This is a genomic window from Thiobacillus sp., assembly GCF_024708915.1.
In genome coordinates this window covers 1-12,533 of record NZ_JANJXQ010000047.1, presented here as the reverse complement: position 1 = coordinate 12,533, position 12,533 = coordinate 1, and the positions used below count along the sequence as shown (strand labels likewise).

The 12,533-nt window shown below is 64.6% G+C and carries 14 protein-coding genes; 5 read left to right on the top strand and 9 right to left on the bottom strand.

All coding sequences use genetic code 11. The features are described 5' to 3' along the window. Nucleotides 1–107, bottom strand: a 107-nt coding sequence (locus Q0L94_RS03660; RefSeq protein ID WP_296750169.1) for an IMP dehydrogenase, incomplete at its 3' end; no start/stop codon positions are given. A gap of 156 nt (nt 108–263) precedes the next feature. Between Q0L94_RS03660 and Q0L94_RS03655 the strand changes: the two genes are divergently transcribed. Both Q0L94_RS03655 and Q0L94_RS03650 read left to right on the top strand, forming a co-directional pair. Next, a complete protein-coding gene (locus Q0L94_RS03655) occupies nt 264–1,514 on the top strand; it encodes a DDE-type integrase/transposase/recombinase (RefSeq protein ID WP_296750167.1) in 1,251 nt (416 codons plus the stop codon). Between the two features lie 223 nt (nt 1,515–1,737). Continuing rightward, entirely contained in the window at nt 1,738–2,091 is a 354-nt protein-coding gene (locus Q0L94_RS03650; RefSeq protein ID WP_296750166.1) for a hypothetical protein, read from the top strand. Between the two features lie 96 nt (nt 2,092–2,187). On the opposite strand, the gene Q0L94_RS03645 is transcribed toward Q0L94_RS03650, so the two are convergent. Beyond that, nucleotides 2,188–2,511, bottom strand: a complete 324-nt coding sequence (locus Q0L94_RS03645) for an RnfH family protein (protein ID WP_296750165.1) — start codon at nt 2,509–2,511, stop codon at nt 2,188–2,190. Continuing rightward, nucleotides 2,508–2,939 carry a type II toxin-antitoxin system RatA family toxin gene (locus tag Q0L94_RS03640; RefSeq protein ID WP_296750163.1) on the bottom strand — a complete coding sequence of 144 codons (432 nt, stop codon included), beginning with the start codon at nt 2,937–2,939 and terminating at the stop codon, nt 2,508–2,510. Before Q0L94_RS03640 ends, Q0L94_RS03645 begins: the two co-directional genes overlap by 4 nt. A gap of 50 nt (nt 2,940–2,989) precedes the next feature. Here Q0L94_RS03640 and smpB point away from each other — a divergent pair, with 50 nt between their 5' ends. The 3 genes from smpB to mnmH all read left to right on the top strand — a co-directional run bounded on the left by smpB (nt 2,990) and on the right by mnmH (nt 5,014). Continuing rightward, nucleotides 2,990–3,433, top strand: coding sequence for an SsrA-binding protein SmpB (smpB, locus tag Q0L94_RS03635; RefSeq protein WP_018078788.1), 444 nt, complete (start codon nt 2,990–2,992; stop codon nt 3,431–3,433). A 126-nt stretch (nt 3,434–3,559) separates the two neighbouring features. Further along, nucleotides 3,560–3,733 carry a hypothetical protein gene (locus Q0L94_RS03630; RefSeq protein WP_296750162.1) on the top strand — a complete coding sequence of 58 codons (174 nt, stop codon included), beginning with the start codon at nt 3,560–3,562 and terminating at the stop codon, nt 3,731–3,733. 228 nt (nt 3,734–3,961) lie between these two features. Continuing rightward, nucleotides 3,962–5,014 carry a tRNA 2-selenouridine(34) synthase MnmH gene (gene mnmH / locus Q0L94_RS03625; protein WP_296750161.1) on the top strand — a complete coding sequence of 351 codons (1,053 nt, stop codon included), beginning with the start codon at nt 3,962–3,964 and terminating at the stop codon, nt 5,012–5,014. Between the two features lie 6 nt (nt 5,015–5,020). Here the strand turns inward: mnmH and Q0L94_RS03620 are convergent, their stop codons facing one another. The 6 genes from Q0L94_RS03620 to Q0L94_RS03595 all read right to left on the bottom strand — a co-directional run. Beyond that, nucleotides 5,021–5,455 carry a hypothetical protein gene (locus Q0L94_RS03620; RefSeq protein WP_296750159.1) on the bottom strand — a complete coding sequence of 145 codons (435 nt, stop codon included), beginning with the start codon at nt 5,453–5,455 and terminating at the stop codon, nt 5,021–5,023. Further along, nucleotides 5,452–6,330 carry a Dyp-type peroxidase gene (locus Q0L94_RS03615; RefSeq protein WP_296750157.1) on the bottom strand — a complete coding sequence of 293 codons (879 nt, stop codon included), beginning with the start codon at nt 6,328–6,330 and terminating at the stop codon, nt 5,452–5,454. The genes Q0L94_RS03620 and Q0L94_RS03615 overlap by 4 nt, the downstream gene beginning before the upstream one ends. A 59-nt stretch (nt 6,331–6,389) precedes the next feature. Further along, entirely contained in the window at nt 6,390–8,531 is a 2,142-nt protein-coding gene (locus tag Q0L94_RS03610; protein WP_296750155.1) for a bifunctional (p)ppGpp synthetase/guanosine-3',5'-bis(diphosphate) 3'-pyrophosphohydrolase, read from the bottom strand. Further along, the gene (locus Q0L94_RS03605; protein ID WP_296750154.1) at nt 8,524–10,869 is read right to left on the bottom strand and encodes a DNA internalization-related competence protein ComEC/Rec2; all 2,346 of its coding nucleotides are present in this window, start codon (nt 10,867–10,869) and stop codon (nt 8,524–8,526) included. Before Q0L94_RS03605 ends, Q0L94_RS03610 begins: the two co-directional genes overlap by 8 nt. Before the next feature lie 12 nt (nt 10,870–10,881). Then, nucleotides 10,882–11,562, bottom strand: a complete 681-nt coding sequence (gene lolD, locus Q0L94_RS03600; protein ID WP_296750152.1) for a lipoprotein-releasing ABC transporter ATP-binding protein LolD — start codon at nt 11,560–11,562, stop codon at nt 10,882–10,884. Beyond that, a partial coding sequence (locus tag Q0L94_RS03595) for a lipoprotein-releasing ABC transporter permease subunit (protein WP_296750150.1) occupies nt 11,555–12,533 on the bottom strand: 979 nt, incomplete at its 5' end. The genes Q0L94_RS03595 and lolD, both read right to left, overlap by 8 nt.

Below are 12,533 nucleotides of genomic sequence, written 5' to 3'. Positions count from 1 at the left end.
GTGCGGGTCAACTGCGTGGACAGACTGACTTCGCGGGGAAGGATGGCGGAATGGGCGGGAACGAGCAGAACGTCGTCGAACGTCAGCGCTTTTTGCAGAACACGCATGGGCTTTCCTTAACGCAAAGCGGAATTATACGCGCCCGCCCCCGCCCTGCACAAACCGCAGCCTTGTCCAATGACACCTGAGCCTGAGCGAGTGGTAGTGAATCCAGCGTGAGTTGAGCCTGAAGGCGGTCGAATCGGGATCATGGAGCCATGATCGTGACCCTTCGAACCCAATCCATTCAAACCATCGAGCAAGTGCGCGCCTTTGTGGCGGGCACCGGCGAAACCGGTTTCATCTCTGCCAACCGCGAAGCCGCCCACGCCTGGATGACCGCCACACTCAGGCAGTTTGCCTACCCGCAGGCCGGGCGTGCCGATCGTGGGCTGCTGCGCCGGTATCTGGCGCGCGTCACCGGCCTGTCGCGCGCCCAGGTGACGCGCCGTATCGCCCAGTTCATGGCGCAGGGGCACACCCAAGACCGACGGCGAACCCCCGCCGCGCCATTTGCCCGGCGCTATACCGAGGCCGACATCCGCCTGCTGGCCGAGGTGGATGCGCTGCACGGCACGCTGTCCGGCACCACCACGCGCAAGCTGTGCGAGCGGGCGTTCAGAGTGCATGGCGATGCCCGCTTCGAGCGGTTGGCGATGATTTCCAACGGCCATCTGTATAACCTGCGCACCCACAAGCATTACCAGGCCATACGCGGCACGTTCGACAAGACCCGTCCGGTCGCCCATGCCATCGGTGAACGCAGGAAACCTGTTCCCGACAGTCGCCCGGGCTTCCTGCGCGTAGATAGCGTGCACCAGGGCGATCTCGATGGAATGAAGGGGGTCTATCTCGTCAATGCGGTGGACGAGGTGACGCAAAGCCAGTGTGTCTGCGCGGTGGAGCGGATCAGCGAGGCATTCCTGCTGCCGGTGCTGGAGGCGATGGTGACCGCGTTCCCGTTCGTCATCCGGGGCTTCCACAGCGACAACGGGTCGGAGTACATCAACCGGCGGGTGGCTCAACTGCTGGAGAAGCTCAGGATCGAGCAGACCAAGTCGCGTTCCCGGCAGAGCAACGACAATGCGCTGGCGGAGAGCAAGAACGCGTCAACGGTGAGGAAGCATCTGGGTTACAGCCATATCCCGCAGTACCTGGCAGGTGCGGTGAATGCGTTCACGGCAGGGGTGCTGTCGCCGTATCTCAATTTCCACCGACCCTGTCATTTCCCGACGGAATATGTCGATCAGAAGGGGCGTATCCGCAAGCATTACCGTTACGAGGACATGACGACGCCGTATGAGAAGCTGAAATCGTTGCCGGATGCAGAACGCTATCTCAAGCCGGGAATCACTTTCGAAAAGCTGGATGCAATTGCCAGTGCGTGCAGCGATAATGAGGCCGCCCGGCAGCTCAACGAGGCCAGGGCAAAACTCTTCCAACTCATCAATAAATCCCAGAAACGCGCCGCCTGAACTCGCCCCGTTTACTCCGCTCGCTCAGGCTCATGTCTGGATTGGAAAATACTACCGCAAGCCATCGCGCGCCGACGCTTGGTCGTAATCTACCAATCCGATACCCATGGCGGGCGGTTGACTCCCGGACGCGATGCGGCTAACTTTGCGTCAGCATTCAACCTGCTAGGGCGCGTGGTTCCGAGCCCACCCTGAACGCCATACAACTCGAGGAGATAAAATAATGTCGAAAGTTTTGCTTGCACTGACTTCCGTTGCCCTGCTGGGTCTGGCTGGCTGCAGCGGCCTTTACGTCAACCAGCCGGGCGGCCAGCCCGCCGCCAAGGCTGCCGAACCGGGCAAAGCCGCCATCAGCGCCGAAGCGCAGGCCGCGCTCACCGCGGCCCAGGCCGACGTCAAGACAGCCAAAGCCAAGAACGCCCTGTGGACCACCGCAGAAAGCGCGCTCAAGGCGGCCGAAACAGCCGCTGAAAAAGGCGACAGCGCCACGGTGCTGAAGCAGGCCAAGGTGGCCAGCGACCAGGCCAAAAAAGGTCTGGCCCAGCTCGACTACCCGGTGCTCAAAATCGGCGACTGAACAAGCCCGCCTCCGCTCAAAAGGCCTTCCGGTTTCGCGCCGGAAGGCCTTTTTTGTGCGCCCCGGACCGTGCGGGCGCGTCCATACCCCAATGCTTTATTCCGCTACAGCATCGCCGCCGCCTTTGCGGGTGACCTTGCCTTCTTCCGCCCGCTTGCGGCGGACTTCCTTGGGGTCGGCGATCAACGGACGGTAGATTTCCACCCGGTCCTTGTCGCGCAACGCTTCGTCCAGTTTGACCAGCTTGCTGAAAATCCCGAGCTTGTTCTTGCCCAGATCGATTTCGGGAAATGCCTCCAGCACGCCGGACAGGCGGATGGCGTCTTCCACTGTCGCGCCTTCGGCCAGACTCACCCGCAACAGCGGCTGCTGTTGCGGCAGCGCGTAGATCACTTCAACACTGATATTGGCTGCACTCATGCATAGACCTCGTCGGCGCGGCGCACGAAGGCGTCGACAAACGTATTGGTGATGTGGCTGAATACCGGCGCCAGGATGGTTTCCAGCACCCGGCTGGAAAACACGTACTGCAGGCGGAATTCGACCTTGCAGGCATCATCCCCCAACGGCAGGAACGACCAGTCGCCTTCGAGTTCAGCAAACGGGCCGTGCTGCAACCTGATGCGCATTTCGCGCGGATGGCTTTTGGCATTTTCAGTGGTGAAACTTTGCCGAATGCCCATATAGGCGATGTGAATCGTCGCCACCGTGCTGTGTTCATCGCGGAACTTCAATTCGGTGCCGCCGCACCAGGGCAGAAAAGCGGGATAATCCTCGACCCGATCCACCAGTTCAAACATGCGTTCGGGGGAATGCGCCACCAGCACACTTTTTTCCACACGTGCCATGGGTACCTAAAGCCTTGTAAAATCGAGAATTGTACGCAAGCCAGTCCGCCATGAGCATCGCCGACAACAAAAAAGCCTTTCACGATTATTTCATCGAGGAAAAATTCGAGGCCGGCCTGGTGCTTGAGGGCTGGGAAGTCAAAGCCATACGCGCCGGCCGCGTGCAATTGAAAGAAGCCTACGTCGTCGTCAAGAACGGAGCCGTGTATCTGATCGGCTGTCACATCAGCCCACTGCCTACCGCCTCCACCCACATCCATCCCGACCCCACGCGCTCACGCAAATTGCTGTTGCACGCAGCGGAAATCAACAAACTGATCGGCAAGACCGAGCGGGCCGGCTTCACTCTGGTGCCGCTCGACATGCACTATTCAAAAGGCCGCATCAAGCTGGAAATCGGTCTGGCAAAAGGCAAGAAACAGCATGACAAGCGCGCGGCGGAAAAAGAGCGCGAATGGCAGCGCGAAAAGCAGCGCCTGATCCGGACGACCTGATCCGGACTTGTACCCAAGCGCCGACTAACGGATGAAATAGTCGGCTTATCGGCCATGCTTTTCCTTGCGGAGTCGTCGAGATATTGACTACAATTGTCAATATCTCGACAGACAAGGACAAGATCGATGTCGGCCCTTCCCGTTTATCACGTTGAATTCATTCCGCTGGAACGCCGTTTGGGCGATCGTCGCGTCGCGCCGCGCGATACCGCACTGCCATCCGGCATTACGGCAGATCGCCGCAAGGTAGCCAGCCGGCGCACCGAAGACCGAAAATTCGCGCCCCTGAAAGCCGTTTAAGCATCACCCCGGCATGGACGCGCAATCGTGCGCTCATGCCATGCTATCGCTTTGGCCATAGCCCCTTCCCTCCGTTGTCCGACACAACGCAATAGCAGGCCGACCATCGGCGGAACAACGCTCCGCCAGACCCGGCGGGCACGATTTTGCAGCCGCCTCCGCCGCCGTGTGACAATGGCATGCTTTCGACCGTGTCCCTTGTTTCCATCCCCGAAAGTTGAGCCCAGTTTGCCCGCCACCGTAGCAGACCTCCCTGCCTTCGATGAGATCATCGACGCCCGTTCCCCGGGTGAATTTGCCGAGGATCACATCCCCGGTGCCATCAACCTGCCGGTGCTGGACGACGCCGAGCGCGAGCGCGTCGGCACCCTGTACAAACAGGTGTCGTCGTTCGAGGCAAAAAAAGTCGGCGCGGCGCTGGTGTCGCGCAATATCGCCCGCCATCTCGAAACCCGGTTTGCCGACAAGCCCAAATCGTATCGCCCGCTGGTGTATTGCTGGCGCGGCGGCAGCCGCAGCGGTGCGATGACGCACATCCTGCAGAAAATCGGCTTCGCCGCGATGCAGCTCGACGGTGGCTATAAAGCCTATCGGCGGCACGTGGTGGCGGAACTCGAGCGTCTGCCGGCACGCTTGAGCTATCGCGTGGTATGCGGTCCCACCGGCAGCGGCAAGAGCCGTCTGCTGCAGGCACTGGCCGGCGAAGGCGCCCAAGTGCTCGATCTCGAAGCACTCGCCGCCCATCGGGGCTCGTTGCTGGGCGCGCTGCCCGAGCAGCCCCAGCCGACGCAGAAAAGCTTCGAGAGCGCCATCTGGTTCGCCCTCGCCCGGTTCAACCCGCAGCGCCCGGTATTCGTGGAATCGGAAAGCAAAAGAATCGGTGCATTGCAGGTGCCCGATGCGCTCATCGCGGCGATGCGCGCCAGCCCCTGCATACGGCTGGAAGTTCCGCTGGCGGCGCGGGTCCGGCTTCTGACCGAGGACTATGCGCATTTCCTGCACGATCCCGCAATCATCAACAGCCGGCTTGCCCATCTTGTTTCGCTGCGCGGCCACGAAACCGTCGCGGCGTGGCAGGCGCTGGCCAGCCTGCAGGCATGGGACGATCTGGTGGCCGCCTTGCTGGAACAGCATTACGACCCGGCCTATGGTAAATCGCTGTCGAGCAATTACGCGCCGACGCCGGCCGATCAGACTTTCAGCACCACCGATCTATCCCGCGCTGGCCTGCAGCTGCTGGCACGGGAGATTCTGGCTGCCGTACCGGGAAACGAGTGTTGACAGGCTCTAAATCAGCTTGCCCAGCACGAAGCCGATCACGATGCCGATGATGACCGCCACGGTCAGTCCGCGATAGGTCAGCACATCCCTGGAGTAGCCACGGCGAATGGCGATATAGGACACCAGATAGCCCACTGCGTTGAGCAGCCAGATGAAGCCGATCGACAGCACCTTGACGATGACCGGGCCAATGACCGGCACCAGGGCAATCATCCCCAGCAGCCAGGCAAAGGCATTGGAGATCAGTCCGATTGCCACCACGCTGCCCGCGATCACACCGCGATCGACGTCGAAATACAGGCCCAGCCCCACCAGCACGGCCATCCCCAGCCACAGCGGCAACATCACTTTCCAGTTGCGCCACCACGGTGTGCGCAGCGTGAGCGCGCCTTCGGGCGCGTCGTTTGCGGGCGGCGTCTCCGGCCTGGACGGCTCGCTCATACGCCCAAAGCGGAAAGATCGACTCCATTGCCGGCCATGGGCGGGCACCAGTAGTAGCCGCCGGTGAGCGGACGGGTGAAGTGGAACAGCGCATCGCTGATGCCGTCGTCGTGCCCGGTCATGCGGCGCAGCTGGGCTTCGAACGCGTCGAACGACTTGCCGAAAGCGAGGAACAGCAGCCCGGCATCGGCGCCCGCCACCCAGGGCATGGAGCGGCGCACCACGAAGGCTTCGGGATTGAAGTCCTCCTGTGCGGTACGTTTGACGTGGGCCGATTCGGGCGCGTCGCCGAGTTCTTCATTGCTGTCGCGGTCGCGGCCGAAACAGTTGTTCTGTTGCGCACGCGGCAGCGCGTCGAACACCGGAAAATCATGCAGCCACTGCTGTACGGCGGCAAAGCTGGAGCCGTCGATCCCGCGGCCCTGCCCCTGCGCGATCGCCGCCTCGACAGCAGCCTCGTCCTTGGGGTTTTCGGTGCCGTCTTCATAGCCGGTCAGGTCGCGGCTGTCCCGATGGCGGAAACTATCGATCGCCTGTACCAGGGTAAATGCAGGCGCGGCCATCGCCTGCAGCGCATGCCCGTGCAACAGCAGGTCGCCGGGTTCGTTACCGCGCAGCCACAGCCACAATGCGTGCTGGGTTGCCGGAATCGGCGGGCGGGCGTCCGGCAGCACCGGAAACCCGCGCAGGCCCGCCAGATCGACGCCCAGCATTCCGGCAACCTTCACCCCGATTCCCAGGACGGCCGATTTTCCGTCGCAGGCCGCTGCCAGCGCCTGCAACGCGGCACGGGGGTCGGCCGACGGATCGAGGCCGAAGAACAGATGGCGCGCGTGGTCCGGGATGGCATCAAGAATGGCGGATTGTGGCTGCATGGCAGGCAAAACGATAAATGGAAAAAATGCTGCAAAGCATGGAAAGCATCAACGAAGACTCAGCTGCGTCCCACCTCGATGACGTTCTGCACGTGCTGCAGGCGCGCCAGCAGGCGCGACAGCTGTTGCAGCTCCTTGACTCGCACGGTGAGCTGCATGTGTGCAAATTCGCCGTGGCTCTCGGTATTGACGCGCAGCACGTCGAGCCGGTCCTTGGCGATGACGTCGGAAATATCGCGCAGCAGGCCCTGCCGGTCGAAGGCCTTGAGACGGATGTCCACTTCGAACGCAGCGCCGGCATCGAGCAGCCATTGCGCCGGCATCGCACGCGCGGGATTGGCGCGCTTGAGCGAGGCGCAGTCGGCGCGGTGCACCGTGACGCCGCGCCCGACCGTGGTGTAGGCGACGATGGCGTCGGGCGGCTGCGGTTTGCAGCAGCGCGCCAGCGTCAACGGCACGTCGCCCAGCCCTGGAATGGTAACCGGATTGCCTGATTTGGCGCGAACCCGGGGTTTGCTGGTGGGTGCCAGCGCAGCCATGACTTTGCCGGATTCCGGCAGGGCGTTGACCAGATCGCGCTGGCCGACGTCGCCGCGTCCGAGCGCGGCAAGGAATTCTTCGACCTTGCCGAACTTGAGGCGCTGGGCGAGTTTTTCCTGGTTCGCATCCACCACGCCCATGCGCTTGAGTTCCTTTTCCAGCAGGGTGCGGCCGAGGCTGACCTGCTCGCCGACGTCGCGCTGGCGGAACCACGCACGTACCTTGGAGCGCGCGCGATGGGTGGCCAGATAGCCGAGCGCAGGATTCAGCCAGTCGCGGCTCGGTTCGCCCTCCTTGGCGGCGATGATCTCGACCCGCTGGCCATTCTCCAGCGCGGTACTCAACGGCACCATCGCACCGTTGATCTTGGCGCCGCGGCAGCGGTGCCCCAGATCGGTATGCAGCGCGTAAGCGAAGTCCACCGGCGTGGCGCCGCGATCGAGCGCCACCACTCGCCCCTGCGGGGTCAGCACGTAGACCTGGTCATGGAACAGTTCGGTCTTGAACTGTTCGGTGAATTCGCTGCTGTCGGCAACGTCGTCCTTCCATTCCAGGATGCGCCGCAGCCAGGCGATCTTTTCCTCGTACTGCGCATCCTGCCTGCCGCCTTCCTTGTAGCGCCAGTGCGCGGCAACACCCAGCTCGGCATTGCGGTGCATGTCGAAAGTGCGTATCTGCACTTCGAGTGCGCGATCCTCGGGGCCGATCACCGCAGTATGCAGCGATCGGTAGTCGTTGCTCTTCGGCTGCGATATATAGTCGTCGAACTCGCCAGGAATCGGCTGCCACAGGTTGTGCACCAGGCCCAGCACGGTGTAGCAGTCGATCTCGTGTTTCACCAGCACGCGCACCGCGCGGATGTCATAGAGCTGCTCGAAGCTCAGCCGCTTGCGCCGCATCTTGTTGACGATGCTGGCGATGTGCTTGGGGCGCCCGCTGATTTCGGCCTCGATGCCGTGCAGTGCAAGCTCGGCCTGCAGGCGTTCGATGATGCTCTTGATATAGGCCTCGCGGTCGGCGCGCTTTTCGTCGAGCTGAACGGCGATGCTTTTGTAGGTATCGGGCTCCAGATAACGGAACGCCCAGTCTTCCATTTCCCACTTGATCTGCCATACGCCGAGCCGGTTCGCCAGCGGCGCGAACAGCTCGCGCGCCTGCTGTCCCAGCATTTCCCGCATAACCGCATCCTTGCTGGCGGCGCAACGCAACGCATGCGTCCGTTCGGCCAGCTTGATCAGTACGACCCGGATATCCGCCACCATCGCCAACACCATCTGCCGCAACGCTTCCAGATGGGCATGCGGATCGACGCGCTTGTCGGTGACGCTGCTGGCCAGCGTCTCGATACGCGCCATCGCCGCCACGCCGCGCGCCAGCCGCGCAGCGGTGCCGAACGCGGCGTCGAAATCGGGGGCGTCGCCCAGACAGGCGTGCAGCAGCGCCGCGGCGACGGCATCCGCGCCCACGCGCAGCTCGGCGACGATCAGCGCGGTGCCTACGCTGTGGGCAAACTCCACGCTGCCGCCCAGCCGGTCGTGCGCATAAGCCAGCGCACGCCAGGGCAGATCGTTTTCCGCCACCGGCAGCACGCGCGCCAGCGCCTGCCGCGCCGATTCCAGATCGGTGGCGTCAAAACAGCGGGGGCGGACGACTTCATTCATGGGGCGGCGGCGTGTCATGCCAGTAACGGCGGTGGGACGGACGATATTCTGAGGCCACCACCCCGGCTTCGCCAAACGTCAGCCGGATGAGGCCGCCCGTGTCGCTGCGCAGAATCCGCGCACCCTGCTCGCGGAATCGCGCCGTCACCTGCGGATGCGGATGACCGAAGCGGTTGCGGTAGCCCATCGTGAACACGCCATAACGCGGCCGCACCTGGTCGACGAATTCCGCCAGCGACGAAGTGCGGCTGCCGTGATGACCGGCCACCAGCACCGTGGCCGCGACATCCGCACCCGATTCCAGCAATTCGAGTTCGCCGCGCCGCTCGGCATCGCCGGTAATCAGCAGGCTGTGCCCGCCCCGGCTGATTTTCAGCACGCAGCTGAAATCGTTGTCGCGGCGGATGGATTCGGCATAGGCTGCGACGGGCGGATTCAGTATCTCGAAGCGCACGCCCTCCCATTGCCAGCGCTGGCCGCGAACGCAGCGGCGCGGCGCCGGCGCATTCGTCAAAAGCGGGCTGGCGGCGGGCAGGCCATGCAGCAGCCAGCCAGTGGGGACGTCGCGCAGCAGCGACCGCAGGCCGCCGCTGTGATCGCTGTCGTCGTGCGAAACGATCACGCCGGACAATTCGGCGACGCCGGCTGCCCGCAGATAGGGGACGACGATGCGTTCGCCCGCGTCGCTGTCGGCAAATGCGGCGCCGGTGTCGTAGAGCAGCGCATGCTGCGCGGTACGGATCAGGATGGCGGTGCCTTGCCCGACATCGATGATTTCGGCCTGGAAGGTGTCGGGCGCCACACTGGCGCGCACGGGAAACACCAGCGGCAGCCACAGCAGGCCGCCCAGAACCCGCAGCGGAAACCCGCGCGGCAGCAGCAGCCAAACGGTTCCGGCGACGGCCAGCAGCACCGCCCACCCCTCCGGCGCAGGCTGGGCCGCCACCGCCCACGGCAGGGTGCTGGCCCAGACCAGCCCTTTTCCCAATCCGGCCATCAGCCATGCCGCCGCGTGCCATAGCGGCGGCACGATCACGCCAAGCAGCGCCAGCGGCGTGACCAGCCAGCTGACGAGCGGGATGGCGACGGCGTTGGCGAGCGGCGAAACCAGCGACACCTGCTGGAACAGCAGGAACAAGGCGGGCGCCAGCGCCAGCGTCACCGCCGCCTGCACCGTCGCCCAGCCGCGCAGCCTGCCGGGCAACGCCAGGCGTCCGAACGTCACCCACAGGATCACCGCCATGGCGCCGAACGACAGCCAGAACCCGGCCGACAGCACCGCCCACGGATCGATCAGCAACACAGCGAACAAAGCCCACGTCAGTGCCGAAAAGGGACGCGGCTCGCGGCGCCCCCAGAATGCCAGCGCCAGCACGCCGAGCATGAACAGGGTGCGCTGCGCCGGCACCTGAAAACCGGCCAGCACGGCATAGGCACACGCCGCCATGACCGCGGCCAGCAGCCCCGCCTGCCGCGCCGGCAGCCGCTCCGCCGCACGCGGCCAACGCCGCCAGCCGAACGCCAGCGCCCAGCCGGCGAGCGCGGCGATCATGGTGACGTGCAGGCCGGAAATCGACAGCAGGTGATTGACCCCGGTGCGGGTGAACGCACGCCATTGTTCGTGCGGAATGCCGCGCTGATCGCCGATCACCAGCGCCGCGATGACGCCGGCATAGGGCGCATCGCCCAGCGTCGAATTGATCTCCTCGCGGATCGCGGCGCGCGTGGCGGCGATCCAGGCTGCAGGCGTGGCTGCGCGCGCATCGAGGCGCTGCGGCGGGGGCTGCTCGCGCACGTACCCGGAAGCGGCGATGCCGCGTTCAAGCATCCAGGCTTCGAGATCGAATCCGTGCGGGTTGTGCGTGCCGTAAGGCCGTTTCAGCCGCACCGTGAACTGCCAGCGCTCGCCCGCCTGCACGCTCGGATTGCGCGTCGCATCGCGCGGCCAGTAGCGCGCGAGCTGGATACGTCGCAGGTTCGGCGCATCCGGCGTGACGACCTGCTCGATGTCCAGCACGAAGCGCTCGCCGCGCGGGCCGGCCAGCGGCAAATCGCTCACCACGCCGACCACGGCGATGTCCACGCCCTGCCAGTGATCGGGCAGGCGATCGGCCAGCTGCAGTTCGGCCCGCCAGGCCGCCCAGCCAAAACCGAGCGCGGCGCACAGCAGCGCCACCGCCAACCGGCGCAGCGTTTCGGGCAAAACCCGGGGGAAACGCGGAACCAACAGAACGACCGACGCCAGCGGCAGCAGCCACAAGCCGCGCGCGGCAGGCAGCGCCGCCTGCTGTTGCAGCAGCCATACGCCGAGACAGAACGCGATGAGATAGGCTCGCATCGCGCCGAACGCTCAGACCGGTTGCAGCGCCCCGTCCACCAGCCTCAACTGCCGGTCCATGCATGCGGCAAGCTCGCTGTCGTGGGTGACGACGATCAGGCTGGCACCCTCTTTGCGGTTGAGCTCGCGCATCAGGTCGAACACGGCATGGGCGGTATGACGGTCGAGATTGCCGGTCGGCTCGTCGGCGAGGATGCACGCGGGCCGCGTAACCAGCGCGCGCGCAATGGCGACGCGCTGCCGTTCGCCGCCGGAAAGCTCGCCGGGGCGGTGGGAAAGCCGATGGCCCAGCCCGACTTCGCCCAGCACCTCGGCCGCACGCGCCAGCGCCTGGGCGTGCTCCAGACGACGGACGATGAGCGGCATGGCCGCATTTTCCAGTGCCGAAAACTCCGGCAGCAAATGATGGAACTGATAGACGAAACCCAGCGCGGTGTTGCGCAGTTCGCAGCGCGCCGCTTCGGAAATGGCGAAAGGATCGCGCCCCAGCAGTTCGACCTGGCCGCAGGTCGGCGCATCGAGGCCGCCCAGCAGGTGCAGCAAGGTGCTTTTGCCCGACCCCGAGGCGCCGACGACGGCAAGCGACTCGCCGGCGCGGACTTCGAGATCGACGTCCACCAGCACCGGAACGTCATTTTTTCCCTGGCGGAAGGTTTTACCCAGGCCACGGCAGCGCAGCACGACCTCACTCATAGCGCAGCGCCTCCGCCGGGTTGATGCGCGACGCGCGCCAGCTCGGGTAGAGCGTCGCGGCCAGGCTGATGAGCAGGGAGATGCCGCCGATGATGCCGACGTCGCCCCACTCGAGCTTCGACGGCAGTTCGTTGATGTAGTAGACGTCGGCCGGAAAGAGATCCATCCCCGCCATCCGTTCGATGATCGGCACCACGGTTTCGAGATTGAGCGCCAACAACACGCCGCTGGCGACGCCGAGCGCGGTGCCGAAGACGCCGATGAAGGCGCCCTGCACGATGAAGATCTTCATGATCGAGGCGGGGCGTGCCCCGAGGGTACGCAGGATGGCGATGTCGGACTGCTTGTCGGTCACCGCCATCACCAGGGTCGACACGATGTTGAACGCCGCGACGGCGACGATCAGCAGGAGGATCAGGAACATCATGCGCTTCTCGATCGCCACCGCGCGGAAGAAGTTGGCGTGGCTCTGCGTCCAGTCGGTCAGGTAGTAGTCGCCCCTGAGGGTCTGCGCCAGCGCCTGCGTCACGAAGGGTGCACGGAAGAGCTCGGCGAGCTTCAGCCGCACCCCCGACACGTCGTCGCCCAGCCGCAGCAGCTTCTGCGCGTCCTGCAGGTGGATGAGCGCGAGGCCGGAATCGTATTCGAACATGCCGGCCTCGAAGATGCCGGTGACGGTGAACTGCTTGACGCGCGGCATCACCCCGGCCGGAGTGATGTTGCCCTGAGGTGTCAGCAGCACCACCTTGTCGCCGGGGTAGACGTTGAGCACGCGCGCCAGTTCGCCGCCGAGGACGATACCGAATTCGCCCGGCTTGAGGTCGGCCAGCCGGCCGGCCTTCATGTAGCGGGAGAAATCGGCGACCTGCCCCTCCAGCTCCGGCAGCACGCCGCGGATCATCGCGCCGCGCACCATGTCGCCGTTGGCCAGCATGCCCTGCGCGTTCACGTAGGGCGCGCCGGCCAGCACG

Excerpts from the sequence above, each read along its gene's own strand:
- Q0L94_RS03640 (WP_296750163.1), bottom strand. The coding sequence starts at position 2,939 with ATGGCACGTGTGGAAAAAAGTGTGCTGGTGGCGCATTCCCCCGAACGC.
- Q0L94_RS03650 (WP_296750166.1), top strand. The coding sequence starts at position 1,738 with ATGTCGAAAGTTTTGCTTGCACTGACTTCCGTTGCCCTGCTGGGTCTG.
- Q0L94_RS03610 (WP_296750155.1), bottom strand. The coding sequence starts at position 8,531 with ATGAATGAAGTCGTCCGCCCCCGCTGTTTTGACGCCACCGATCTGGAA.
- smpB (WP_018078788.1), top strand. The coding sequence starts at position 2,990 with ATGAGCATCGCCGACAACAAAAAAGCCTTTCACGATTATTTCATCGAG.
- Q0L94_RS03645 (WP_296750165.1), bottom strand. The coding sequence starts at position 2,511 with ATGAGTGCAGCCAATATCAGTGTTGAAGTGATCTACGCGCTGCCGCAA.
- Q0L94_RS03630 (WP_296750162.1), top strand. The coding sequence starts at position 3,560 with ATGTCGGCCCTTCCCGTTTATCACGTTGAATTCATTCCGCTGGAACGC.
- Q0L94_RS03615 (WP_296750157.1), bottom strand. The coding sequence starts at position 6,330 with ATGCAGCCACAATCCGCCATTCTTGATGCCATCCCGGACCACGCGCGC.
- Q0L94_RS03620 (WP_296750159.1), bottom strand. The coding sequence starts at position 5,455 with ATGAGCGAGCCGTCCAGGCCGGAGACGCCGCCCGCAAACGACGCGCCC.
- lolD (WP_296750152.1), bottom strand. The coding sequence starts at position 11,562 with ATGAGTGAGGTCGTGCTGCGCTGCCGTGGCCTGGGTAAAACCTTCCGC.
- Q0L94_RS03605 (WP_296750154.1), bottom strand. The coding sequence starts at position 10,869 with ATGCGAGCCTATCTCATCGCGTTCTGTCTCGGCGTATGGCTGCTGCAA.